This is a genomic window from Nocardia sp. NPDC003269 (genome assembly GCF_042888005.1).
Lineage (GTDB): Bacteria > Actinomycetota > Actinomycetes > Mycobacteriales > Mycobacteriaceae > Nocardia.
In genome coordinates this window covers 1,082,920-1,104,974 of the sequence record NZ_JBIAPA010000003.1, presented here as the reverse complement: position 1 = coordinate 1,104,974, position 22,055 = coordinate 1,082,920, and the positions used below count along the sequence as shown (strand labels likewise).

Here is a 22,055-nt window from a genome sequence, read left to right as displayed (position 1 = left end):
CTGACGGCGCGCCCGCGGTCCCCCTTTCGGGGGACCCGGGACCCGACCCGGGTGTGCTGAAATGAGGCATGCCCCCGTCCCCCACGCTCCTGTCCCGGCTCGTGGCGGTGTACGACAGCGCGACGGCGGCCGCCGTCGGCGTGTTCCTCGTCGGGTTGCTGCTGTGGGCCGTCGGCGGCTGGCCAGTGGTCCTCGACCGCGATCTGTACCCCCCGGTGGCGAAGCTGGCGCTGCTGTGCGCGGCCTTCGCGATCCAGCTGACCGCGCAGCACCGGCCGGGTCTCGCCTTCGGGCTGATGGTCCTCCTGCTGGCCGGTGACTTCGTCCTCGGGCCGTCGCTGCCGCTGTGGATCGCCCTGTCCGACGTCATCTACCTGGCCGTCAGCGCCGGCTCGGACCGGCTCGGCGCGGTGGTCGCCGGGTTCGCGGTGGCGGTGACCGTGGGCGGTGCGCTGCTGGCGCTGACCGTGCTCGGGCTCCGGGCGGCGATCTACACCGCGCTGATCGGGGTCGCGATCACCTGGTCACCGCTGGGCTACGCGCGGGCGGTGCGGGCCTCGCGCCGCATGGTCGGGGTGGAGCGCAGCGCGGCCAGGGCCGAACTCGCCGCCCGCGACGCCGAGCGCTCGGCCGCACTCGGCGACGAGCGCAGGCGGGTCGCCCGGGACCTGCACGACACGGTGGCCGGTCACCTGTCCGCGGTCGCGATCCTGGCCGAGGTGGCGCAGAAGAACCCCGGCGACACCGCCGTCCTGCAATCGATCCGGGCAGGCAGCCTGGCCGCGCTCGACGAGATGCGCGCGACCATCGACCTGCTGACCTCCCCCGACGACACCGCCGTCACGGCGCGCCTGTCCTCCCTGGACGGGCTGATCGATGCCGCCGAGGCCGCCGGGGGCACGGTGACCCTGCGCCGACAGTCCGATCTGCCGCTGTCCACCGCGGTGGAAGCGGTGCTCACGCGCATCCTGGGTGAGACGATCGCGAACGCGACCAAGCACGCACCGGGCGCGCCGCTGGCGATCGACGTGCGCCGCGACGCAGGCAGGCTGGTCATGACGGCATCGAACCCGATCCCGCCGGGGCGGCCCGAGGGGGAAGGAAACGGATTGCGCAACATGATCTTTCGCGCCGAATCGATCGACGGCACGCTCACCGTGGGCGCCGAGGACGGCACCTGGCGCGTGCGCGCGCGGATTCCGCTGGGGGAGCGATGACGGTCACGGTGGTGGTGGCCGACGACCACGCCACGATCCGGGCGGGGATCACCATGCTGCTCGAGTCGTCCGGGCAGATCCGGGTCGTCGGCGAAGCGGGCGACGGGGTCGCCGCCCTCCGGCAGACCCGCGCGCTGAATCCCGACGTGGTGCTGATGGACGTGCGCATGCCGCGCGTCGACGGGCTCGAGGCCACCGCGGCGGTGGTCGCCGAGACGACCGCGAAAGTGCTGGTGCTCACCACCTTCGCCATCGACGACTACGTCCTCGGCGCGCTCGCGGCGGGAGCGAGCGGGTTCCTGCTCAAGTCCGTCGGTGGCGACGAACTGGTGCGTGCCGTCCTCGCCGTGGCCGACGGTGACGCGGTGCTCGACCCGAAGGTGACCCGCGCGGTGATCGCCGCGCTGCCCCGGGCGGCCGCCCAGGCGCCGCCGCCCGACCTGTCCGCCCTCACCGACCGCGAACGGCAGGTCCTGGCCGGTCTCGGCGCCGGACTGTCGAATCAGCAGATCGGCAGCCGCCTGCACATCGGCGAGGCCACCGTGAAGACCCACGTCTCCCGGGTGCTCACCAAACTCGGCGTGCAGTCGCGGGTGCAGGCGGCCGTGCTCGCCACCCAGGCGGGTCTGGAACCGTACTGACCGCGCGACGGCGATGCCCCGGGACCGCGTGCGGTCACCGGGGCATCGAGTCGGCGGGGCGGTGTTCAGCGTGCTGGTTGGGGGTCCGTCCGATCGTGACGGATCCGTCGTGATTCAAACCAATAGGTCAGGGAAACGGTGGCGTAGGAAGCCACTACCACTGCTGCGGTCACCAGAAGAAACGCGACGATCAAGGAAATCAGGAAAGCCATGTGCCCTCCTCGCGGTACGGTAGACAGGCGATGAAGGTGGTGGTCAGCGCCTCGTCGCGCCGATTCCGGACAAGCCCCGTGCTCTCGATAGTAGGGGCCCGGCGCGACAGTGGCACGGCCCGGCGGGTGTGACGGCGGTCATGGTCGTCGCGGAGTGTCGGCTACGCCATCGAAGCGGCCTGAGGTTGAATGTTCAATGGATCTGGGGTTCTACCGCGTCACGAGTTCTCGACATCGGCTTCACCACGAACATCCGACGAAGGAGCACGATCGTGAGCATGATCCTGGCTGTGTTGGACGGCGCTGTTCTCGCGCAGGTCGGCAACCCCACGCCGGAAGCCCCGCCGATGGCGGAGAAGATCTTGCAGTTGGGCCGGTACTTCACCTGGATGATCCTGCTGTCCGGCGTCACCGCCATCACCTACGGCGGTGGCCGGTTCGCCTGGGAGAAGTGGAGCGGCGGCGGTCTGCAGTCGCCGAAGATGATCGCCAGCGCCATGGCGGGCGGCGCCGTGGCGACCAGTGCGGGCACGATCATGAACGCGGTGATCGGAGCCTGACCTCCGGTCCCGTGGCGCGCGGCCCCGGCTAAGGTCGGGGCGTGCGTATCTTCCTCGCCGGCGCCACGGGCGTCATCGGAACGCGATTGCTGCCGTTGCTGATCGGCGCGGGCCACGAGGTAGCTGGCCTGACGCGCTCCCCGGGCAAGGCGGCAGCGATCCGCGCCGTCGGAGCCCACCCGATCGTGCACGACGTCTACGACGCGCCCGGCCTGGTCGCGGCGGTCACCGACTTCGCGCCCGATCTCGTGCTGCACCAGCTCACCGACCTTCCCGACGATGTCGCCGAGCTGGCGACCTCCGGCGAGGCGAACGCGCGCATCCGCACCGAGGGCACCGCGAATCTGCTGGCCGCGGCCGATGCCGCAGGCGCGCAACGCTTTCTCGCCCAGAGCATCGCCTGGCAACCGCCCGCCGGACGCGGAGCGGTGATCGCCGCGCACGAGGCCGCGGTGCTCGCCGCCGGTGGGGTGGTGATCCGCTACGGCCAGTTCTACGGCCCGGGAACGTATTACGAGTCGACACCGCCGGAGCATCCCCGCATCCACGTCGACGCCGCGGCCGCGCGCACGGTGGAGCTGCTCGATGCCCCGACCGGCACGGTGATCGTCACCGACCCGGTGGACGAGCCGAGATAGGCTACACATCGCGGTCAGCCGCATCTCGATAGTGGCTATCTATCATGATGGCCATGGAGCTGCGTCATATCCGGTACCTGCTCGCCGTCGCCGACCATGGGAACTTCACCCGGGCCGCCGAGTCGCTGCACATCTCCCAGCCGACGCTGTCCCAGCAGATCAAACAGCTCGAGCGGCTGCTCGGCGTGCAGTTGCTCGACCGCTCCGGCCGGACCGTGCGGCTCACCGACGCCGGTCGGGTCTACGCCGAACACGCGCGTAACGCGTTGCGCGATCTCGAAGCCGGGGAACGCGCGGTCCACGATGTGCAGGACCTGACCAGGGGACACCTGCGGGTCGCGATGACGCCCACGATCACCGCCTACCTCATCGGCCCGCTGATGGATCGGTTCCATCGCGCGCACCCGAATGTCACCGTGGCGGTCACCGAGACGACTCAAGATCGGCTGGAAGAGGACCTGCTCGCCGACGCCATCGATCTCGGCATCGCCTTCAGCGGCACCCATGCCGCGGGCGTCGACGGAACGGCCCTGTTCACCGAGGACCTGAGCCTGGTGGTCGGCGCGGACCATGCCCTCGCCGCGCACGCCGGGCCGCTGCCGATCGCGGATCTCGCCGCCGTGCCCCTGGCGCTGCTCAGCCGCGATTTCGCGACCCGCACCCATATAGACGCCTACCTTGCCGGCCACGAGGTGGCGCCGCGCATCGCGATCGAGGCGAACTCGATCAGCGCGCTGGTCGAATTCACCCGGCGCGGCACGCTCGGCACCGTCCTGCCCGACGCCATCGCCCGCGCCCACCCGGACCTGCGCCCGGTCCCGCTCGAACCCGCGCTGCCGAGCCGGACGGTGGAACTGCTCCGCCGCGGCACCGCCTATCACTCGGCCGCCGCCCGTGCCTTCGCCGCGATCGCCCGGGACGTCGCCGCCGAGTCATAGATGGCATCAATGGGAACTGTAAGAACTGCATATTGGACGCTATAGCTCCCGGCGGGCAGGCTGGATCTCGATCAGCAACACCGAGCCGGCACCCACCGAAGGGAGCGATTCATGACCGACCTCGCGGACGGCGTCACGCACTTCCAGCACGACGTCTTCCCTGGCAAGGCAACGCTTTTCGCCGATCTGGCGACCACCCACACGCCCCACACGCTGTTTATCGGCTGCTCCGACGCGCGCGTCGTGCCGGAGCTGATCACCAGCAGTGAGCCCGGCGAGCTCTTCGTGATCCGCACCGCGGGCAACCTCGTGCCCGCCTACGCGCCCGGGGGCGATGGGATCGCCGCCAGCATCGAATACGCGGTCGCGGTGCTCGGGGTGTCGCGGGTCGTCGTCTGCGGCCATTCCGGCTGCGGCGCGATGACCGCGGTCGCCGAGCGCCACGATCTGAGCACGATGCCGACCATCGCCCAGTGGCTGCGGCACACCGATGCCGCCGCGGCCCGGCTCGGCCCGGCCGGCGCGGTCGAGCTGCCGAGGCTCGTGCGCGCCAATGTCGTTGCGCAGCTGTCGAACCTGGCCACCCACCCGTCCGTGGCCCGCGCGCTCGCCACGGGTGCGCTCGTCGCCGAGGGCTGGGTGTTCGACATCGGCACCGGCGCGGTGACGGTCGTCGACGGCACCGGCACCGAGCACACTCCCGCCGCCTGAACCCCCTCCAGGAAAGGAACCATCCCATGATCCACGCACAGTTCGATCCCGCCGCCCGTCAGTCCCTGGCCGTCACCGCGGTCGCCGCGAAGACGGCGAAAGACCTGAGCTGGCAGGAGATCGCCGACGCTGCCGGTCTGTCGGTCGCGTTCGTCACCGCCGCCGTCCTCGGTCAGCACGCCCTGCCCGAGGCGTCCGCGGTGGCCGTCGCCGAGGTGCTCGGCCTCGACGCCGACGCGGCGGTCCTGCTGCAGACCATCCCCACCCGCGGCTCGATCCCCGGCGGCATCCCGACCGATCCGACGATCTACCGCTTCCACGAGATGCTGCAGGTCTACGGCACCACGCTGAAAGCGCTGGTCCACGAGCAGTTCGGCGACGGCATCATCAGCGCGATCAACTTCCGGCTCGACGTCCGCAAGGTCGCCGATCCCGAGGGCGGCGAGCGCGCCGTCATCACCCTCGACGGCAAGTACCTGCCGACCAAGCCGTTCTGAGGCCGAGATGGATTTCGCACAGCACACCATCGACCTGGCCCGCCGCAATGTCGAGGCGGGTGGGCGCCCGTTCGCGACGGTGATCGTGCGCGACGGCGAGATTCTGGCCGAGAGCCCGAATCTGGTCGCGCAGACCAGCGACCCCACCGCGCACGCCGAGATCCTCGCCATCCGGGCGGCCTGTTCGACGCTGGGCACCGAGCATCTGGTCGGGACGACGATCTACATTCTCGCGCTGCCGTGCCCGATGTGCCTGGGCGCGCTGTACTACTGCTCGCCCGACGAGGTCGTCTTCCTCACCACGCGCGACGCCTACGCGCCGCACTACGTCGACGACCGGAAGTACTTCGAGTTCAGCACCTTCTACGACGAGTTCGCGACCCCGTGGGATCAGCGTCGGCTGCCCCTGCGGCACGAACCGCGCGCGGAGGCCGTCGAGGTGTACCGCCGCTGGCAGGAGCGCAACGGTGGTGACCGCCGGGTCGGCGGCGTCCCGACCGCGGGCTGATCAGCGGCCCGACCGCACTTCGCGCACCGCGCGGCGCTTGAGCTGGGCGGACCGCAGCAGATACACCGGCGAGGGCGGCAGCCAGCCGAGCTGGCGGGCCATGCCCAGGTCGTCGCGGTTGGCCCAGTGCTCGAAGATCTTGCCGTCCCGCATGCGGAACCAGTGCGATTCGGTCATCGCGAAGGTCTTGCCGGTCGGCGGGAAGGCGTTGTCCACCGCGCCGGACTCGGTGTAGAAGACCAGCGGGCCGATCTGGCGGCCGTGCATCGTCGCGTAGACGGTCACCAGGTCGCCCTCGACCGCCGTGGCGTGGATGTCGTAGGACATGTCGGTGAACGCCTCGCGCAGCCACTCGGCGAGCGCGTGGATTCCGGCCGGGCCGGTGCCGCGCGCCCAGGGCGGCGCGGCCCGGCGTTCGCGGGTGATGCCGTCGGGATGGGTGACCTCGGCCAGGTCGGCGACGCTGCCGTCCACCATGAGATGGATGCCGCGAACCGCCACGGACGTCAGGTCGCCTGCGACGACCTGCGGGCTGATGGTGTTCATGATGACGCTCCGTCTGTGATAGAACTCCAATTGGGTAAAGTCGGACTGTATCTAAAAGTATTGGACCCCTCATGACCGAAGTCAAGAGGCGCTACGACGCGTCGGGGCGGCGCGCGCGAGCCAAGGCGCGGCGCCACGCGATGGTGGCCGCGGCCCAGGAGCTGTTCGAGCGCGACGGGTTCCGGCCGACAACCATCGCCGCGATCGCCGAGCGCGCCGGCGTCTCGGCGGAGAGTGTGTACAAGGCGTTCGGCACGAAGGCGGCGCTGGCGAAAGCCGTGTTCGACGTGGTCATCGCGGGCGACGACGAGGACGTCCCGGTCTATCAGCGCCCCGAGCAGCAGGCGATGCTGGCCGAACCGGACGTGCGCCGCAAGATCGCGATGTTCGTCCGCGGGCTGGCCCAGCGGCAGGCCCGGTCGGCCACGGTCCAGTTCCTGATCCGCGACGGCCGCCACGTCGACGATTCGCTCACCCCGGTGTGGGACAAGCTGGCCGAGGAGGGGCTGGTCGGGATGACCATGCTGGGCGGGCACCTGCTCGACACGGGGCAGCTGCGGCCCGGGATCGAGCTCGACGAGGTCCGCGACGTGCTGTGGAACTACCTGGCCATCGACACCTACGAGCGACTGGTCCTCGCCAGGGGCTGGTCGGTGGACCGCTACGCGGACTGGGTCGCGCGCACGATCATCGCCGCGCTCACCTGAGGCTCAGCCACGCGGGCGCGCGGTCCAGCCGCGGCAGGGTCTCGGACACCTGGGACACCAGCTGCCAGGGGCGATTCGTGTCGGTCCCGGCCTTGCCGCTGGTGAGGATCGCGCCCGCGAGCCCGCGCTCGGGATCGGCCCACCCGTACTGCGTCGTCAGCCCGCTGCGGCCGAAGTGGAATCGGGTGTCGCGGCCGAATTTCGAACGCCGCCCGCCCAGTTCGAATCCCGCGCGGCTGACCCGTCCCGCCGCGCCGGGCATCCGGTCGGCGGGCCGGATCGCATCGAACAGCGTGGTCGGTTCGATGATCCGGATACCGTCGAGTTCACCACCGTGGGTGAGGATTTCGTAGAAGCGCGACAGCTCGGCAGCGGTGGTCACCAGGTTGCCGGACGGTAGTTCGGCGGTGAGGAACGCGTCGTTGTCGGCTTTGGACGCCTTGTCCATCCGCCCGCCGAGCGCCTTGCGCGCCAGGAACAGCGACAGCCGCGACGGCGGCGGCCCGGTCTTCACGCTCGGTACGACCCGGTCGAGATCGGCCGGGTCGACGCCGAAATTGTTCCAGCGGAACCCGAACGGCACCAGTACCTGCTCGGCGAGGTGCTCGCGCATCCGCTTGCCGGTCGCCCGCTGCACGAGCAGGCGCTGGATCAGCCCGCTGGTCAGCGCGTGATAGACACGGAACCGGCCGGGCGGCCAGCTCGGCACGAGATCGGCGAGCGCCGCGACGGCCAGCTCCTCGTCGGGAACGACCTCGCTGCCTTGGTACGGCGGGGCGATGAACGGGACGCCCGCCGAATGCGACAGTACGTCGCCGATGGTGATCCGGTCCTTGCGATGCGAGGAGAACTCCGGAATGTACTCGCACACATGGTCGTTCAGTGCGAAGGCGCCCTGCTCGACGAGCATGGACATCACCGTCGCGGCCACCCCCTTCGCGGTCGAGAAGCCGCAGAACGGGGTGTCCGGGGTCGCCAGGATCTTCTCGGCATCGGGCGAATCCCTGGGCGCATTACCCCACCCGTGGCCGATGGTCCGGTTCAGCACGACCTTGCCGTTGCGCCGCAGGCACACCTGGATCGCCGGCGAGGTACCCATCGCGTACCACTCGCGCACGGAGTCCCACAGCCGAGCGACCGCCTCGGCCGACGTCCCGGCCTCGACGGGGTCGTCCTCGTGGCCGACCGTCGTCACCGTGTCCAGGTCCTCGGCGACCGTCACCAACGTGTCCGGGAGTGCGCTCATGCGACCCAGCCTATCGACGCCGCGGATCACCGACACTGTGACGCGGGCATCTCGAGGCTGTGACCTGGGGAGATATCGGGGAGATCGGATCGATGGGGACCGCGGGTGGACCGCAGTCGGGCTTCGCGGTGGTGTCGACACTACCCCGTGCGGGTGAACCGAAGCTGGCCGGTGCGGACGGGCCGAAGCTGCCCGATGCGGAGGGGCCGACATCGCCGACCCGGCGCCCGAACTGGGTTGTGCGCCGTCGCCCGGACTGTGTCGCTGCGGCGCTACGGCACGTTCCCGATGCGGCGCCGGTCACGCGCGCGCTTCGGACAGCTCGGCGGCCCGGGCCGGGTCGCCCGGGGTGCGGCCCGCCGCGACGACGGCACGCCGGGCGTAGGCGCGGACATCGGCGTCCGGGTCGGCGATCGCGGTCTCGAGCGCGTCCACGGCGGCGGTGTCGGTCGGCCAGGTCGCCAGGGCGAGGACCGCGGCCTTGCGGACGTCGAGATGCCGGTCGGTGAGGGCGTCGGCCAGTGGCGCCACGGCCACTTCGGGGGCGGCACCGGCGAGGCCGCGGGCCGCACCTACCCGGACCTGCCAGGCCGAATGCCGCAGTGCGGCAGCCAGTCCCGTGACGTCGTCGGCGCCGGGACCCAGCGCGGCGTAGGCCGTCAGCGCGGCGGCCCGCACCAGCGGATCGGGATCGGCGCCGAGTACCCGGATGACCTCGACCCCGCCCGCTCCGATCGACGCGAGCCCCTGGGCGACGGCGATGCGCACCTCACGGTTCGTGTCACCGGCGATGGAGGCCACCGCCGTGGCGTCGTCGAGCGAGACCAGTGCCCGCACCGCCTCGATCCGCACCCGATGATCGGTATCGCCCAGCGCCGCACGGTAGTCCGCCGCCGATCCGGCGCGCAGCGCCCGCAGCAGGTCGATCACGGTCGCCCTGACCAGCGGGTCAGGGGAGTCCAGGTGCTCGGCCAGCGCGCCCGCGCCCGGCAGCACCTCCACCAGTTCTCGCAGGCTCTCGGTCGCGGCCCGGCGCACCGAGGCCGCCTCGTCGCCGAGCGCGCGCACCAGTTCGGCGGCGAATCCGTCGGGCGTGTTCTCGGTGAGCACCGACAGCGCCGCCACCCGGACGACGGGATCGGGATCGGCCAGGTAGCTCGACACCTCCTCGACACCAGGGGAATCCAGCGCGAGCAGGGTCACCAGGCGGGGGGAGGACGGCGATGTCGCGACCGGCCGTTCGCGCACCGGGGCCTCCTGCGGCGCCCGCGTCCCGACGAGCGCCGGCTGGGCGATCACCTCGACGATCGGCTCGGCCGATGGCACGTCGTCGAGCCCGGGCACCGGCACCAGATACGGTGCCACCGAGCGCTTCACGAACTCCATCTCCCCGTCGGCGGTCTTGCGCAGATTCAGGTGGAAGTTCCACGACGCGTCGTCGCGCTCGGGCAGATCGGCCCGGTCGTGATAGAGCCCCCACCGGGATTCGGTGCGGGTCAGCGAACTCCGCGCCGCCATCTCCGCGCAGTCGCGGATGAACGAGACCTCCGCCGCCCGCATCAGCTCGTGCGGGGTGCGCGCGCCGATGCCCTCCACCTCCCCGCGCATCCGCTCGAAGGTCTCCACCGCGATCGACAGCTTGGCCGCGGTCTTCGGCGGCGCCACATAGTCGTTCACGAAACGCCGCAGCTTGTACTCGACCTGCGGCTGCGGCGGGCCCTCCGGCTGGCGCAGCGGCCGGTAGATGAGCTCGTGCGCGTCGGCCAGCTGATCCTCGGGCAGCTCGGCGGGGGCCGTGACCTCGGTCAGTGTCGAGGCCGCGTGCGCGCCGGCCAGATCGCCGTAGACGAACGCGCCGATCATGTAGTTGTGCGGCACGCAGGCCAGATCGCCCGCCGCGTACAGGCCGGGGACCGTGGTGCGCGCGTTCTCGTCCACCCAGACACCGGACGCGGAATGCCCACCGCACAAACCGATCTCGGAGATGTGCATCTCGATGTCGTGGGTGCGGTAGTCGTGGCCGCGATTGGCGTGGAAGGTGCCGCGGGTGGGCCGTTCGGTGGTGTGCAGGATCGACTCGAGCGTGGACAGCGTCTCGTCCGGCAGGTGCGAGACCTTCAGGTAGATGGGCCCGCGCGCGGACTCGATCTCCTGCTTCACCTCGGCCATCATCTGCCCCGACCAGTAGTCGGAGTCGACGAACCGCTCACCCTCGGCATTGACCTGGTAGCCGCCGAACGGGTTCGCGACGTAGGCGCACGCGGGTCCGTTGTAGTCCTTGATCAGCGGATTGATCTGGAAGCACTCGATGCCCGACAGTTCGGCGCCCGCGTGGTAGGCCATCGCGTAGCCGTCGCCTGCGTTGGTGGGGTTCTCGTAGGTGCCGTAGAGGTAGCCCGAGGCGGGCAGCCCGAGACGGCCGCACGGACCGGTCGCCAGGATCACCGCCTTCGCGCCGACCGCGACGAACTCACCGGTGCGCGTGTTCAACGCGGCCGCGCCCACCGCCCGCCCGTTCTCGGTGAGCACCCGCACCGGCATCAGCCGGTTCTCGATGCGGATCTTCTCGCGCATCGTGCGCTGGCGCAGGACGCGATACAGCGCCTTCTTCACGTCCTTGCCCTCGGGCATCGGCAGCACGTAGGACCCCGACCGGTGCACCCGGCGCACCGCGTACTCGCCGTACTCGTCCTTCTCGAACTTCACGCCGTAGCGTTCGAGCCGCTGCACCATCGCGAAACCCCGGGTCGCGGTCTGATACACGGTGCGCTGGTCGACGATGCCGTCATTGGCGCGGGTGATCTCGGCGACGTAGTCCTCCGGCTCGGCCTTGCCGGGGATGACGGCGTTGTTCACGCCGTCCATGCCCATGGCGAGCGCGCCGGAGTGCCGCACGTGCGCCTTCTCCAGCAGCAGCACGCTCGCCCCGGACTCCGCGGCGGTGAGGGCGGCCATGGTGCCCGCGGTGCCGCCGCCGATGACCAGGACGTCGCAGTCGAGCCGGACGCGGTCGGACAGGTCGGGAATGTTCACAGTGACTCCAGGATTCGGTCCCGTAGCGCCTGCCGGTCCACCGGCTCACGCGGGTCGGGAACCTCGACGAGCGCGCGCAGCGCACCGTCGCCGAGGACGGCGATCCGATCGCCGAGCAGCAGCGCTTCGTCGAGGTCGTGGGTGACGAAAACGATGGTGGTGGGATGCGCGCGCCAGGTGTCGACGAGCAGGCGCTGCATCTCCGCGCGGGTCTGGCTGTCGAGCGCGCCGAACGGCTCGTCCATCAGGACCGCGCGCGGCGACCCGGCCAGGCTGCGGGCCAGCTGCACCCGCTGGCGCATGCCGCCGGACAGATCGCGCGGCAGATAGTCGGCGTAGCCGGTCAGCCCGACCTCGTCGAGCCAGCGCTGCGAGCTCCGCGCCCGCTCACCGCGCGGTACGCCGCGAAGCCGCAGGGCCAGCTCGACATTGGCGCGCGCGGTGCGCCACGGCAGCAGCGCGTCGTCCTGGAACACCAGCGCGCGATCGGCCGACGGGCCGGTCACGGTGTCCTCGTCGGCCCGGATGACCCCGCCGCTCGGACGGCGCAGCCCGGCGATCGCGCGCAGCAGCGTCGACTTGCCGCAGCCGGATTTGCCCACCAGGACCAGGATCTCGCCGGGCGCGATGTCGAGGTCGATGCCGCGCACGACGGTCTTGGCGCCGTAGCTGATCCGTACCGATTCCAGGCGCAGCCGCATGCCGACCGAGACGGCGGGCGCGGCGGTGGTCGTGGTCATGACGCGACCTCTCTCGGCAGCCAGCGGGTGACCCGGCGGCCTGCCAGTTCGACGATTCCGGAGGTGAGGAAGCCGAGCACGCCGATGGTGATCATGCCGACGAACACGGCGGGGTAGTCGACGATGGTGTAGGACTGCCAGGTGCGGTAGCCGATGCCGAGCCGCCCGGAGATCATCTCGGCGGAGATGAGGCAGATCCAGGCCACGCCCATGCCCACCGAGAGCCCGCTGAACACCCCGGGCAGGATGCCGGGAACGACCACCCTGGTCAGCACCTCGCGCCGGGACGCGCCGAGCGTGCGGATCGCGTCCTCCCAGATGGTCGGCAGCGCCCTGGTGGCGTGCCGGGTGCTCACCAGCACCGGGAACAGCGACGCGGTGAAGGTGATGAACACGATGCCGGACTCGTCGCTGGGGAACAGCAGGATCGCCACCGGTACCAGCGCGATCGCCGGGATCGGGCGGACCAGCTCGGCCAGCGGACCGAACACGTCGGCCAGCAGCCGGGACCGGCCGAGGCCGATGCCCGCCAGCACACCGACGATCGCGGCCAGCCCGAACCCGGTCACGATCCGGATCAGCGACTGCGCCACATCGAGGTAGTACTGCCCGGTGCCCAGATGCTCGCCGAACTCGGCGACGATCTCGGTCACCGTCGGCAGCGTGTCGAAGCGCAGGCCCGCGCGCACATCGCCCGCGGTGAGCAGCTGCCACAGCCCGACCGCCGCCAGCACCGAGGCGACCCGGATCGACCGCGAGATCCACACCGACCGGCCGGTGTCGCTGTCGACGTCGTCGGGGTGCCGGGCCGCCGCGCCGTTGTCGTCCACGGCGGCCGCGGTGCGCGGACCGGAAATCGTGCTCATCCGCGGACTTCCGTCACGGCCTGGTCGTAGGCGATCGGCGTGGCGGCGGGATGGGCGGCGCGGTAGCGGTCGGCGGCGGCCTGCGTGGTGAACGGCAGGTAGCGGTCGGCGTCGCGCAGCCAGATCGCCTTGTCGGCGAACCAGCGGGTGCCCAGCTCGGCGTCGGGGAGGTAGACCGCGCGGATCGTCTTGCCCTGTGCCTTGGCGGCCTGCACCGCCCGCAGCAGGCAGGCCGGGTTCGCGGCGGGCTGCGGCTTGTCGGCGCCGTCGACCCAGATCTCGCCCGCCAGCGCCGGATCGGTCACGGGCACCGCGCAGATCGGATCGGTTCCGGTGACCTTGCTGGGGTTCACCCGCGATGCCAGCGCGGTGTCGTAGTCGCCGCGCCCGGTCTCGGCGAAGGCCTGGCTCAGCGGGCCGTCCTGGACGAACGCGTCGATGTCGAGGTCGGCGAAGTCGCCGATCGACTTCAGGTAGGTCACATCGTCTTTGAACGCGGCGATCAGGTTCGCCTTGAGGGTGGTGTCGAAGCTGGTGCCGCCGGGACCGTTGTAGAGGTAGACGACCTCCTGCGGCAGGCCGGAGCCCTTGGCGACGAGATCGGCCGCCTCGAACGGCTTCTCGTTGAGGAACGCGGTCGCGTCCAGCTGCGCGGCCAGGAACGCCTGCAGCACTTCGGGATGGTCGGCGGCGTAGGCGCGGCGGGCGACCACGCCGTGGAAGGTCGGCACGTTCAGCTCGGCGCCGTCGTAGAGCAGCTTGGCCTTGTTCTGCTGCACCAGCAGACCCGGCCAGGCCACGAACTGCGAGAGTGCGCTCACCTGATGCGATTCCAGTGCGGTCGCGCCGACCTGCGGCTGCTGGTTGAGCACCTCCACGCCCTTGGCCGGGTCGATGCCCGCCCGGCTCAGCGCCTGCACGAGCGTGCCGTGGCCCGCCGAACCGACACTGGCCGAGATCTTCTGGCCCGCCAGATCGGTGAGCGAGCGCGCGGGCGAATCATTCGGCACCACCACCATGTTCAGCGCGCCCTTGGGGTTGTAGCCGGTGATCGACACCAGCTCGGTGCGGGCGCGCTCGTTGGCCTGGGTACGGGAACCGTTGATGAGCAACGGGTAGTCGCCCATCGAGCCGATATCGATCTTCTCGGCCACCATCTGCGCGGTGATCGGCGCGCCGGTGTCGTAGTCCTGCCACTCCACCTGGTACTTCGCGCCGCCGGCGTCGGTGATCCGCTGCAGCCGCTGCTCCAGGTAGCCCTGCGCCTTGAGCAGGGTGCCCGCGGTGACGGTGTTGATGGTCTTGGACTGGTAGCCGATGACGACCTTGACGGTGCCCGCCGGCGCGGCATCGGTGCTGTCGAGCGAGCAGCCCGCCGCGGTGAGCGCGAGGGCGAGCACGGCGGGGACGAGACGAGTGAGCTTCATGCGTGGATTTCCCGGGTTCAGCGGAGCAGATAGGGCATGTTGACGGTGACGGCGCCGGTGGGGCAGCGGGCGGCGCACGGCCCGCAGTACCAGCACTCGTCGACGTGCATGTAGGCCTTGCCCGAATCCTCGTGGATGGCAAGGGAATCGAGCGGACACATGTCGACGCACAGGGTGCAGCCGGTGATGCACAGCGATTCGTCGATCGTCACGGGGACGTCGGCACGCTGGGGGACGAGCGCCATCTAGAGGACCTTCCATTCGGGTGCGCTGCGGGTGAGGCTGCCGCGCATAGTGATGCGGTCACCGCGCATGCGGATGTATTCGAGATCGACGGGCCTGCCGTCGTCGAGGTGGGTGAGGCGCTCCAGCATCAGCAGCGGGGCGCCGGCGGGGGTGTCGAGGGTGGTCGCGGTGTGCGGGTCGGCGGCCACCGCTTCGAGGGCGAGGTCGGCCGCGCCGAGCGACTGGCCGGTGACCTGCTCGAGCAGGACGAACACATCGGTCGTCTCGAGGTCGTTGGCCAGTACCGCGTCGCCGACATCGGGCGCGAGGTAGGTGAGATCCAGGCTCAGCGGCAGGTCGGCGAGGAAACGCAGCCGCTCGATGTAGACGACGCGGTCGCCAGGGGCCAGGCCGAGCCTGCGCGCGACGGCCGGGGGCGCGGTGATGTGGGTGGAAGCGCGCACCTCGTTGCGGACGGTGCCGTGTTCCTTGAGCGTCTCCTGCAGGCCGAGCAGGGCGTCGAGGCCGTGGTCGTACTTGCGGGCGGCGACGCGGGTGCCGACCTTGGGCGCGCGATCGATGAGGCCCTCGTCGCGCAGCAGCGCCAGTGCCTCGCGGACGGTGTTGCGGGAGGTGTCGTGCTCGGCGGCGAGCTCCTGCTCGCCGGGCAACCCGCCCTGGACCGCGCCGGCCAGGATCTGGTGGCGCAGGATATCGGCCACCCGGCGCGCCCGATCGGCGCGCTGGCCTCGGATCGGAGTGGGATCGGCGGCTGCCGTTTTCTCGCTGACCTGCATGAACAGCGACGATAGCGGCCGTTATGCGGCCCCGAGCCCGACGCGAATCGGGCCCGGATTCAGGGGATGTTTCTGCGCCGGGTGACCGTCGCCGGGACCTGCGGCGATCGGCGCGGGCGGCGGTATTGCGCCACCCCGGCCGGTGCGGGCGACATTCGGATCACGTCGATCGCAATGTCGCCCGGCGGCCGGGACGGATCAGGGCTGACCGGGCTTGAGGAGGATGAACAGCCCGTTCGCCTCGGCGCACAGGCGCTCGCCGTCGTGCATCGTGGCTCGCAGGTACACCTTGCGGCCGTCGGTCCGCTCCACCCACGCGCGCACCGTGAGCTTCTTGTTGAGCGGGGTGATCGAGCGGTAGTCGATCGTCAGCGAGGCGGTCCGGGTGACGGCCTTGGTGTGCACCGCGGCGGTCATGCCGAGGATGTCGTCGAACGCGACGCCGATCTGGCCGCCGTGCGCGGCGTTGTTGCCGCCCAGGTGGAAGGTGCGGAAGGTCAGCTCGGCGGTGACACCGTCGACGTCGGCGCTGGACACCGTGTACGGCGGCAGCGTGATGTTGCCGCGCGAGGGCAGGTCGGTGCGGGTCCAGCTCGGCGCCGACCACTCGTCCACGACCGCGGCGTCCAGGCGCGCGTTGAGCTGCTCGAGCGTCGCGATGGTCTCCTTGGCCAGCTCGTCGGACGGGTTGAGCAGGCGCGCCCGGTCCATCAGCTCGCGCACCTGTTCGATCAGTTCGCCGTAGTGCGGGCCGCCGATGGTCTGGTCCTGCATCGCCTGCCTGCGCTGCTGGATCAGCTCGGCGACCGGCCGGAAACCGCCCTCGTGGTGCTCTGCGTCCGGCAGCGAGTTGCCGACCTGTGTATCGTCCATATGCAACACGTTATCGCTGCGGAGCTGGATGTTCGCGTTCGGTGTCCCACTTGTGTACGCGCTCGTGACACGGCTCACCGCCGCAGGCGCTCCTCTATTAGGCTGGTCGGCGATCACCGAGCAGGTCTGTACGTACCGAGAGTCGGCGCGCCCGCGGGGTGCCCGGCGGATGAACGGCGAAAGGCTGAGCGCATGGGTATCGCGGCGGTTGTGTTCGACATGGACGGCGTGCTGATCGATTCCGAGCCCCTCTGGGAACAGGTCCGGCACGACTACGTCGACCTCAAAGGTGGCCGGTGGCAACCGGATTCGCAGCGCAAGATGATGGGCATGAGCACCCAGGAATGGGCCGCGTACATGAGCGACGACCTCGGCGTCGCCATGCCGCTCGACGACCTCTCGACCAAGGTCATCGATCTGATGGCCGACAAATACGCCCACCACGTGCCGTTGCTGCCGGGCGCCGTCGAGGCGGTGCAGCGGTGCGCGAGCCAGTGGAAACTCGGGCTGGCCAGTTCGTCGCCGCGCTCCCTGATCGACCTGGTGCTCGCGAAGTCCGGGCTGCTCGAGTACTTCTCCGCGATCCTGTCGACCGAGGAGGTCGGGCGCGGCAAGCCCGCGCCCGACGTCTACCTCACCATCGCCCAGCGCCTCGGCGTCGAGCCGGACAGCTGTACGGCCGTGGAGGATTCGACCAACGGCCTGCGCTCCGCGCACGCGGCGGGCATGCGGGTGATCGCCGATCCCCGTCCGGAGTTCCCGCCGGTGCCCGACGCGCTGGCGCTGGCCGCCGTGGTGATCGACGATCTCGATCAGCTCACCACCGAGGTGATCACCGGGACCGCCTGAGCCGGGTCAGAAACTGCCGGTGACGCCGTCGATCCGCTCCCGCAGCAGGTCGGCGTGGCCGTTGTGCCGGGCGTACTCCTCGATCATGTGCAGGTACACCCAGCGCAGGCTGTAGCCGTCGGACCGCCACGGGACGTGGAAGACGTGGTCGAGCGGCAGGTCGGCCACCGCCGCGTCGCAGGCGGCGACCTCGGCGTGGAAGAGCGCGAACGCCTCCTCGGCGGGCACCGAGGTGAGGTCGTCGAAATCGGCGTCCGGCTCCGTCTCGGACCCGTAGACCGGGTCGACGGGCTCCCCGGCGGCCGAGACCCGGAACCAGCCGCGCTCGACCTCGGTGAGGTGGCGGATCAGCCCGAGTAGCGAGAGTGTGGACGGGGGGACCGACCGGGTGGCGAGTTGATCGCGGTCGAGGCCGCCGCATTTGTTCAGCAGGCTCTGGCGATGGAAGTCCAACCAGGACTGCAACATCGGGCGTTCCGCCACCCCGACCAGCGTGCGGGTCGGGATGACTTCGGGCGCTGTCCACGTCATCGGGCCGACGGTACCGCCCGCCGCCGCGCGGCGCAGTCCGATTACCGTCGCCCGGCACCGATTCACCGGGACCCCTGGTCCCGTCCGCCCTCGATCCGGCACACTGACCGGATGGGTGCGCAGCGTGACGAATCGCCGGCGGTCGTGGTCCACCTCGGCGACGGTTCCGGCGCGCCACGGGCCGTCGACCCGGCCGATCCCGGCACCGCGGCCACCGACCCCGCCCCCGACCACCCGTTCCTGCTGCTGACCCGCACCGCCACCGAGCGGATCCAAGCGCGGTTCCTCGACGACGGCACCTACGAGCTCGAGCACACCGACGGTGGCGACCGCCGCCAGCTGTTCACCACCGACGCCCTGCTCGTGCGCGATGTCGTCTGGTCCTGGGTCCAGCAGGACCGCTGGTGGCGCGACACCGTCGCCTGGACCACCGTCGATCCCGCGATCGCCGAACTCGACGCCCTGCGCGCCGAACTGTCCGAGATGCTCGACGGCATCTCGGTGCTGGACGCGGTCACCGACGACCTCGACCGCGCGCTGGCCAGGGCCGACGAACTCCTCGCGGCCGACCCCGACCCGGACTAGTCCGCGTCGCCCTCGCACCAGTCGTCGAAGGCGTCGAACGCGGGCTCGGCGAAGGTCGGGACGGAATCCTCGACGGCGTCCTCGATCGGGTCCCAGACCCGGTCACACCCCGGCGGGGCAGGCGGCCACGACTCGATGAACCCGACCAGGGGGTCTTTCGGTGGCGTGGTGTCCTCGGCGGCGGCGATGCCCGTGCCCGCGGCGAGCAGTGCCACGGTGGCGCCCGCGGCGGCGACGATCCGGTACCCGATCCTCATGACATCCTCCTGTCGAGTCCGACATGCGATGTCCCGCGATCGTAACCGCCGGGCGGGGCGTCAGCGGGCGCGGGCGCTCCAGCGGCCGTCGTCGTAGCGCACCTCGATGGGGTGGGCGAAGGCGGTGGAGACATGGTCGGTGGTGATGACCTCGGCGGCCGGGCCGGTGGCGACGGTGCGGCCGTCGGCGATGAGCAGGGCGTGGGTGGTGCTGCTCGGCAGCTCCTCGAGATGGTGGGTGACCAGCACCGAGGCGACCTCGGGGTGGGTCCGGTCGAGGGAGTCGATGGTGGTGAGGAGTTGTTCGCGCGCGGCCAGATCCAGGCCGGTGGACGGCTCGTCGAGCAGCAGCACGCGGGGGCCGCTGATCAGGGCGCGGGCGATCAGGGTCCGGCCGCGCTCGCCCTGCGACAGGGTCGGCCAGATGTCGGCGGCCTTGCCGGTCAGGCCGAGGGTGTCGATGATCGCGTCGGCGCGGGCCAGGTCGTCGGCGGTGGGGGACCAGCGCATCGGTGTGTCGATCGTGCCTGTGATGCCGGTCAGCACGACCTCGCGAACGGTGAGCGCGTAGCGCAGCGGATGGCGCGGATTGACGTGGCCGATGGAGCGGCGCAGCCGGGCCAGCTCCACCCGGCCGAACTGCTCGCCGAGCACCCGCACCGCGCCGGTGGTGGGGAAGGTGACCGCGCCGCAGAAGCCCAGCAGGGTGCTCTTGCCCGCGCCGTTGGGGCCGAGCAGCGCCCAGTGCTCCCCGGCCCGCACGGTCAGCGAGATGCCGTTGATGATCTTCTTGCCCTCCCGCCGGAAGGTCACCTCGTCGAGTTCGATCACGGGCGCGCCGGTCATGCGAAGGCCTCCTTCAGGGCGGTCAGGTGGGTGCGGCTGAAAGTGGCTGCCGCCGTGGGGTTCCGGTCGGCGACGGCCTGGGTGAGCTGTTCGTGCGCGGCGTGGTCGGCCTGCTCGGAGGCGACCGGGCGCAGTTCCAGCATGTCGATCATGGCCAGGCGCAGGCGCGGCAGGAAGCTGTCGAACAGCTGGGTCAGCACGTCGTTGTGGGCGGCGACGATCACCGCGCGATGGAAGGCCATGTCCGCGTCGACGTGCTCGGCCACGGTCTGGCCGTCGGCGCGGCGCCCGGCCAGCGCGCGGCGGATGGCGCGCAGGTCGGCCGGTGTGCGGCGCTGCGCCGCCAGGGCCGCCGCCTCGGCCTCGATCGCGATGCGGGCCTCGATCACCGCCGCGATGGTCGCCCCGCGCAGCACGACGTCCCAGTCCTCGCTGACATCGAGCGCGGTGACGAACACCCCCGCGCCCTGCCTGCTGTCGAGCACGCCCTTGCCCGCCAGCTCCCGGATCGCCTCCCGCAGCGTCGACCGGCCCACACCGAGCTGGGCGGCGAGCAGCGTCTCGCCCGGTAATCGGTGGCCCAGCGGCCATTCGCCGGCGCGGATCCGCGCCAGCAGGAGTTCGGCCGCCTGAGCGGCCAGCGGCTGACGCCTGACCTGTGCAACCACCGGAGAACCTCTCTACTTGTCTGAGGAGTTGTGGTAGAAGTGTACCCATCATGACGCACACCGCGCTGCTCCTCCGCCGCCACGGCGGGGCCTGACCGACCGGCCGCCCCGCCGTGGGGCTCTGTCGTGGCCGGTCGCCGTCGTCTCGTGGCCGTTCGGCCAGGAAGCAGCACCGTCATGACCCCTTTTCCCACCCTGACCACCCCGAGCGGCGCGGTCGGCGCCGGCGCGCCCGCCTGGAATCGGCAGCGGCACTCGGCCATGCCCTCGCACCGCTATCGCGATGTCCATCGGCGCGTGGAAGTACCCGCCGGACACCGGGAGTGGCCGAATGCCCGGATCACCACGGCCCCGCTGTGGGTGCCCGTCGACCTGCGCGACGGCAATCAGGCGCTGGCCGAACCGATGGACCCCGGCCGCAAACGCCGGTTCTTCGAACTGCTGATCGCCATGGGGTACAAGGAGATCGAGGTCGGCTATCCGTCCGCCTCGCAGACCGACTTCGATTTCGTCCGCCTGCTGGCGCGCACCCCGATCGCGCCACCGGATGTGACGGTCGTCGTGTTCACCCCGGCCCGCCGCGATCTGATCGAGCGGACCGTCGAGTCGGTGCGCGGCCTCACCAACGAGGTGGTGATCCACCTGTACACGGCCACCGCGCCGGTCTGGCGGGAGGTGGTGCTCGGCAAGTCTCGCGAGCAGTTGCGGGAGCTGATCCTGGCCGGGGCCCGCGATGTGCTCGACACGGCGGGTGATCTGCCGAATGTGCGCTTCCAGTTCTCACCGGAGGTCTTCAACCTGACCGAACCGGATTTCGCGCTGGAGATCTGCGACGCGGTGAGCGAGCTGTGGCAGGCCTGCCCGCAGCGGCCGGTGACGCTGAATCTGCCCGCGACGGTGGAGGTCGCGACGCCGAATGTCTACGCCGACCAGATCGAGTACATGCACCGGAACCTGGCCCGGCGCGCCGGGGTGATCCTGTCGGTGCACCCGCACAACGACCGGGGCACCGGCATCGCCTGCGCCGAACTGGCCGTGCTGGCCGGCGCGCAGCGGGTGGAGGGCTGCGTCTTCGGCAACGGTGAGCGGACCGGCAATGTCGACATCGCGACCCTGGCGCTCAATCTGCACGCCCAGGGCGTCGACCCGATGATCGACTTTTCCGACATCGACGAGATCCGTCGCACGGTCGAGTACTGCACCCGGCTGCCCGTGCCCGAACGGCATCCCTATGTCGGCGATCTCGTGCACACCGCCTTCTCCGGCACCCATCAGGACGCGATCCGCAAGGGGCTGGCGCACCATCGCGCGACGGCGGCGCAGGCCGGGCTCGCCGAGCGCGAATCACCGTGGCAGGTGCCGTATCTGCCGATCGACCCCGCCGATATCGGTCGCTCCTACGACGCGGTGATCCGGGTGAACTCCCAGTCCGGCAAGGGCGGCATCGCCTACCTGCTGCAGACCGGGTACGGCTTGGACCTGCCCCGTCGTCTGCAGATCGACCTGGCTCGGCGGGTGCAGCGGCACACCGACGGGACCGGCGCCGAGGTCACCGCGAAGGACCTGTTCACGTTGTTCGAGCAGGCCTACACGGTCGCCGATCCGCGGATCGTGCTGGCGCGGTGGCAGGTCACCGACGCGAGCACCGAGATCGTGCTCGCCGTAGACGGTCGCGAGGTGCGCTCGGTACGGCACGGCATCGGGCCGGTCGACGCGGTCGTCGCGGCACTCGCCGCCGTCGGCCATTCGATCGAGATCCTGGGCCTGAGCCGGCATTCCGTGGAGGACGGCGCCGCCGTCAGCTACCTGGAGTACCGGGCGGCCGGGCGCACCGGCTGGGCCTTCGGGCGCGGCACCTCGGTGCTCACGGCGTCCCTGGCGGCGGTGCTGAACGCGGTGAACGCGACCACCTAGCCGACGATCTCGTGGGGCGGGCC

General features: G+C 70.8%; 26 protein-coding genes. 12 read left to right on the top strand and 14 right to left on the bottom strand.

Translation table 11 applies throughout. The features are described from left to right. The first annotated feature begins 68 nt into the window (after positions 1-68). Together ACFYWJ_RS25125 and ACFYWJ_RS25120 are read left to right on the top strand one after the other, a co-directional pair. Positions 69-1,217: a histidine kinase gene (locus tag ACFYWJ_RS25125; RefSeq protein ID WP_355282039.1), complete on the top strand. Its 1,149-nt coding sequence runs from the start codon at positions 69-71 to the stop codon at positions 1,215-1,217. Next, complete coding sequence (locus ACFYWJ_RS25120; protein ID WP_355282042.1) at positions 1,214-1,858, top strand: response regulator transcription factor; 645 nt, start codon at positions 1,214-1,216, stop codon at positions 1,856-1,858. Before ACFYWJ_RS25125 ends, ACFYWJ_RS25120 begins: the two co-directional genes overlap by 4 nt. A gap of 65 nt (positions 1,859-1,923) precedes the next feature. On the opposite strand, the gene ACFYWJ_RS25115 is transcribed toward ACFYWJ_RS25120, so the two are convergent. Then, positions 1,924-2,070 carry a hypothetical protein gene (locus tag ACFYWJ_RS25115; RefSeq protein ID WP_365014945.1) on the bottom strand — a complete coding sequence of 49 codons (147 nt, stop codon included), beginning with the start codon at positions 2,068-2,070 and terminating at the stop codon, positions 1,924-1,926. 278 nt (positions 2,071-2,348) lie between these two features. Between ACFYWJ_RS25115 and ACFYWJ_RS25110 the strand changes: the two genes are divergently transcribed. The 6 genes from ACFYWJ_RS25110 (at position 2,349) to ACFYWJ_RS25085 (ending at position 5,922) form a co-directional block, all read left to right on the top strand. Beyond that, positions 2,349-2,630 carry a hypothetical protein gene (locus tag ACFYWJ_RS25110; protein WP_218717450.1) on the top strand — a complete coding sequence of 94 codons (282 nt, stop codon included), beginning with the start codon at positions 2,349-2,351 and terminating at the stop codon, positions 2,628-2,630. Positions 2,631-2,671: 41 nt separating this feature from the next. Continuing rightward, positions 2,672-3,268, top strand: a complete 597-nt coding sequence (locus tag ACFYWJ_RS25105; protein WP_355282044.1) for an NAD-dependent epimerase/dehydratase family protein — start codon at positions 2,672-2,674, stop codon at positions 3,266-3,268. A gap of 53 nt (positions 3,269-3,321) precedes the next feature. Beyond that, positions 3,322-4,206 (top strand): transcriptional regulator CynR, encoded by an 885-nt coding sequence (gene cynR, locus ACFYWJ_RS25100; protein ID WP_355282047.1) that lies wholly within the window; start codon positions 3,322-3,324, stop codon positions 4,204-4,206. 111 nt (positions 4,207-4,317) lie between these two features. Beyond that, a complete protein-coding gene (locus ACFYWJ_RS25095) occupies positions 4,318-4,917 on the top strand; it encodes a carbonic anhydrase (protein ID WP_355282049.1) in 600 nt (199 codons plus the stop codon). Positions 4,918-4,943: 26 nt separating this feature from the next. After that, positions 4,944-5,414 carry a cyanase gene (cynS, locus tag ACFYWJ_RS25090; RefSeq protein ID WP_355282051.1) on the top strand — a complete coding sequence of 157 codons (471 nt, stop codon included), beginning with the start codon at positions 4,944-4,946 and terminating at the stop codon, positions 5,412-5,414. Positions 5,415-5,421: 7 nt separating this feature from the next. Beyond that, positions 5,422-5,922: a nucleoside deaminase gene (locus ACFYWJ_RS25085; protein ID WP_355282054.1), complete on the top strand. Its 501-nt coding sequence runs from the start codon at positions 5,422-5,424 to the stop codon at positions 5,920-5,922. On the opposite strand, the gene ACFYWJ_RS25080 is transcribed toward ACFYWJ_RS25085, so the two are convergent. Further along, positions 5,923-6,468 (bottom strand): ester cyclase, encoded by a 546-nt coding sequence (locus ACFYWJ_RS25080; RefSeq protein ID WP_355282056.1) that lies wholly within the window; start codon positions 6,466-6,468, stop codon positions 5,923-5,925. A 71-nt stretch (positions 6,469-6,539) separates the two neighbouring features. Between ACFYWJ_RS25080 and ACFYWJ_RS25075 the strand changes: the two genes are divergently transcribed. After that, positions 6,540-7,175 (top strand): helix-turn-helix domain-containing protein, encoded by a 636-nt coding sequence (locus ACFYWJ_RS25075; protein WP_355282059.1) that lies wholly within the window; start codon positions 6,540-6,542, stop codon positions 7,173-7,175. Here ACFYWJ_RS25075 and ACFYWJ_RS25070 read toward each other — a convergent pair. From ACFYWJ_RS25070 to ACFYWJ_RS25035, 8 genes are all read right to left on the bottom strand, one after another. Beyond that, positions 7,168-8,421, bottom strand: coding sequence for a serine hydrolase (locus ACFYWJ_RS25070; protein WP_355282061.1), 1,254 nt, complete (start codon positions 8,419-8,421; stop codon positions 7,168-7,170). The genes ACFYWJ_RS25075 and ACFYWJ_RS25070 overlap by 8 nt on opposite strands. A 300-nt stretch (positions 8,422-8,721) precedes the next feature. Next, positions 8,722-11,454 (bottom strand): fumarate reductase/succinate dehydrogenase flavoprotein subunit, encoded by a 2,733-nt coding sequence (locus tag ACFYWJ_RS25065; RefSeq protein WP_355282064.1) that lies wholly within the window; start codon positions 11,452-11,454, stop codon positions 8,722-8,724. Continuing rightward, complete coding sequence (locus tag ACFYWJ_RS25060; RefSeq protein WP_355282066.1) at positions 11,451-12,194, bottom strand: ABC transporter ATP-binding protein; 744 nt, start codon at positions 12,192-12,194, stop codon at positions 11,451-11,453. Before ACFYWJ_RS25060 ends, ACFYWJ_RS25065 begins: the two co-directional genes overlap by 4 nt. Continuing rightward, positions 12,191-13,060 carry an ABC transporter permease gene (locus ACFYWJ_RS25055; protein WP_355282068.1) on the bottom strand — a complete coding sequence of 290 codons (870 nt, stop codon included), beginning with the start codon at positions 13,058-13,060 and terminating at the stop codon, positions 12,191-12,193. Before ACFYWJ_RS25055 ends, ACFYWJ_RS25060 begins: the two co-directional genes overlap by 4 nt. Then, positions 13,057-14,487: an ABC transporter substrate-binding protein gene (locus tag ACFYWJ_RS25050; protein ID WP_355282070.1), complete on the bottom strand. Its 1,431-nt coding sequence runs from the start codon at positions 14,485-14,487 to the stop codon at positions 13,057-13,059. The genes ACFYWJ_RS25055 and ACFYWJ_RS25050 overlap by 4 nt, the downstream gene beginning before the upstream one ends. A 17-nt stretch (positions 14,488-14,504) precedes the next feature. Continuing rightward, positions 14,505-14,732: a ferredoxin family protein gene (locus ACFYWJ_RS25045; protein ID WP_019046727.1), complete on the bottom strand. Its 228-nt coding sequence runs from the start codon at positions 14,730-14,732 to the stop codon at positions 14,505-14,507. Next, positions 14,733-15,509, bottom strand: a complete 777-nt coding sequence (locus tag ACFYWJ_RS25040; protein ID WP_355282072.1) for a GntR family transcriptional regulator — start codon at positions 15,507-15,509, stop codon at positions 14,733-14,735. A 198-nt stretch (positions 15,510-15,707) separates the two neighbouring features. Further along, a complete protein-coding gene (locus tag ACFYWJ_RS25035; RefSeq protein ID WP_355282074.1) occupies positions 15,708-16,382 on the bottom strand; it encodes a PaaI family thioesterase in 675 nt (224 codons plus the stop codon). Positions 16,383-16,574: 192 nt separating this feature from the next. On the opposite strand from ACFYWJ_RS25035, the gene ACFYWJ_RS25030 reads away from it, so the two are divergent. Next, positions 16,575-17,231 (top strand): HAD family phosphatase, encoded by a 657-nt coding sequence (locus ACFYWJ_RS25030; RefSeq protein ID WP_355282076.1) that lies wholly within the window; start codon positions 16,575-16,577, stop codon positions 17,229-17,231. Between the two features lie 6 nt (positions 17,232-17,237). Here the strand turns inward: ACFYWJ_RS25030 and ACFYWJ_RS25025 are convergent, their stop codons facing one another. Continuing rightward, on the bottom strand, positions 17,238-17,762 hold the full coding sequence (locus ACFYWJ_RS25025; RefSeq protein WP_355282078.1) for a DinB family protein: 525 nt from the start codon (positions 17,760-17,762) through the stop codon (positions 17,238-17,240). Positions 17,763-17,873: 111 nt separating this feature from the next. On the opposite strand from ACFYWJ_RS25025, the gene ACFYWJ_RS25020 reads away from it, so the two are divergent. Further along, on the top strand, positions 17,874-18,347 hold the full coding sequence (locus tag ACFYWJ_RS25020; protein WP_355282081.1) for a hypothetical protein: 474 nt from the start codon (positions 17,874-17,876) through the stop codon (positions 18,345-18,347). On the opposite strand, the gene ACFYWJ_RS25015 is transcribed toward ACFYWJ_RS25020, so the two are convergent. From ACFYWJ_RS25015 to ACFYWJ_RS25005, 3 genes are read right to left on the bottom strand one after another with little or no spacing between them, the layout of a single operon-like run. Further along, on the bottom strand, positions 18,344-18,604 hold the full coding sequence (locus tag ACFYWJ_RS25015) for a hypothetical protein (RefSeq protein WP_355282084.1): 261 nt from the start codon (positions 18,602-18,604) through the stop codon (positions 18,344-18,346). The two genes, ACFYWJ_RS25020 and ACFYWJ_RS25015, sit on opposite strands and share 4 nt — an antisense overlap. 60 nt (positions 18,605-18,664) lie before the next feature. Then, complete coding sequence (locus tag ACFYWJ_RS25010; RefSeq protein WP_355282087.1) at positions 18,665-19,450, bottom strand: ATP-binding cassette domain-containing protein; 786 nt, start codon at positions 19,448-19,450, stop codon at positions 18,665-18,667. Continuing rightward, positions 19,447-20,118, bottom strand: a complete 672-nt coding sequence (locus ACFYWJ_RS25005; protein ID WP_355282090.1) for an FCD domain-containing protein — start codon at positions 20,116-20,118, stop codon at positions 19,447-19,449. The genes ACFYWJ_RS25010 and ACFYWJ_RS25005 overlap by 4 nt, the downstream gene beginning before the upstream one ends. 261 nt (positions 20,119-20,379) lie before the next feature. On the opposite strand from ACFYWJ_RS25005, the gene ACFYWJ_RS25000 reads away from it, so the two are divergent. Further along, entirely contained in the window at positions 20,380-22,032 is a 1,653-nt protein-coding gene (locus ACFYWJ_RS25000) for a 2-isopropylmalate synthase (protein ID WP_355282125.1), read from the top strand. Positions 22,033-22,055: the final 23 nt, after the last annotated feature.

Excerpts from the sequence above, each read along its gene's own strand:
- ACFYWJ_RS25125 (WP_355282039.1), top strand. The coding sequence starts at position 69 with ATGCCCCCGTCCCCCACGCTCCTGTCCCGGCTCGTGGCGGTGTACGAC.
- ACFYWJ_RS25120 (WP_355282042.1), top strand. The coding sequence starts at position 1,214 with ATGACGGTCACGGTGGTGGTGGCCGACGACCACGCCACGATCCGGGCG.
- ACFYWJ_RS25115 (WP_365014945.1), bottom strand. The coding sequence starts at position 2,070 with ATGGCTTTCCTGATTTCCTTGATCGTCGCGTTTCTTCTGGTGACCGCA.
- ACFYWJ_RS25110 (WP_218717450.1), top strand. The coding sequence starts at position 2,349 with ATGATCCTGGCTGTGTTGGACGGCGCTGTTCTCGCGCAGGTCGGCAAC.
- cynR (WP_355282047.1), top strand. The coding sequence starts at position 3,322 with ATGGAGCTGCGTCATATCCGGTACCTGCTCGCCGTCGCCGACCATGGG.
- ACFYWJ_RS25095 (WP_355282049.1), top strand. The coding sequence starts at position 4,318 with ATGACCGACCTCGCGGACGGCGTCACGCACTTCCAGCACGACGTCTTC.
- cynS (WP_355282051.1), top strand. The coding sequence starts at position 4,944 with ATGATCCACGCACAGTTCGATCCCGCCGCCCGTCAGTCCCTGGCCGTC.
- ACFYWJ_RS25085 (WP_355282054.1), top strand. The coding sequence starts at position 5,422 with ATGGATTTCGCACAGCACACCATCGACCTGGCCCGCCGCAATGTCGAG.
- ACFYWJ_RS25080 (WP_355282056.1), bottom strand. The coding sequence starts at position 6,468 with ATGAACACCATCAGCCCGCAGGTCGTCGCAGGCGACCTGACGTCCGTG.
- ACFYWJ_RS25075 (WP_355282059.1), top strand. The coding sequence starts at position 6,540 with ATGACCGAAGTCAAGAGGCGCTACGACGCGTCGGGGCGGCGCGCGCGA.
- ACFYWJ_RS25070 (WP_355282061.1), bottom strand. The coding sequence starts at position 8,421 with ATGAGCGCACTCCCGGACACGTTGGTGACGGTCGCCGAGGACCTGGAC.
- ACFYWJ_RS25060 (WP_355282066.1), bottom strand. The coding sequence starts at position 12,194 with ATGACCACGACCACCGCCGCGCCCGCCGTCTCGGTCGGCATGCGGCTG.
- ACFYWJ_RS25055 (WP_355282068.1), bottom strand. The coding sequence starts at position 13,060 with ATGAGCACGATTTCCGGTCCGCGCACCGCGGCCGCCGTGGACGACAAC.
- ACFYWJ_RS25050 (WP_355282070.1), bottom strand. The coding sequence starts at position 14,487 with ATGAAGCTCACTCGTCTCGTCCCCGCCGTGCTCGCCCTCGCGCTCACC.
- ACFYWJ_RS25045 (WP_019046727.1), bottom strand. The coding sequence starts at position 14,732 with ATGGCGCTCGTCCCCCAGCGTGCCGACGTCCCCGTGACGATCGACGAA.
- ACFYWJ_RS25040 (WP_355282072.1), bottom strand. The coding sequence starts at position 15,509 with ATGCAGGTCAGCGAGAAAACGGCAGCCGCCGATCCCACTCCGATCCGA.
- ACFYWJ_RS25035 (WP_355282074.1), bottom strand. The coding sequence starts at position 16,382 with ATGGACGATACACAGGTCGGCAACTCGCTGCCGGACGCAGAGCACCAC.
- ACFYWJ_RS25030 (WP_355282076.1), top strand. The coding sequence starts at position 16,575 with ATGGGTATCGCGGCGGTTGTGTTCGACATGGACGGCGTGCTGATCGAT.
- ACFYWJ_RS25025 (WP_355282078.1), bottom strand. The coding sequence starts at position 17,762 with ATGACGTGGACAGCGCCCGAAGTCATCCCGACCCGCACGCTGGTCGGG.
- ACFYWJ_RS25020 (WP_355282081.1), top strand. The coding sequence starts at position 17,874 with ATGGGTGCGCAGCGTGACGAATCGCCGGCGGTCGTGGTCCACCTCGGC.
- ACFYWJ_RS25015 (WP_355282084.1), bottom strand. The coding sequence starts at position 18,604 with ATGAGGATCGGGTACCGGATCGTCGCCGCCGCGGGCGCCACCGTGGCA.
- ACFYWJ_RS25010 (WP_355282087.1), bottom strand. The coding sequence starts at position 19,450 with ATGACCGGCGCGCCCGTGATCGAACTCGACGAGGTGACCTTCCGGCGG.
- ACFYWJ_RS25000 (WP_355282125.1), top strand. The coding sequence starts at position 20,380 with ATGCCCTCGCACCGCTATCGCGATGTCCATCGGCGCGTGGAAGTACCC.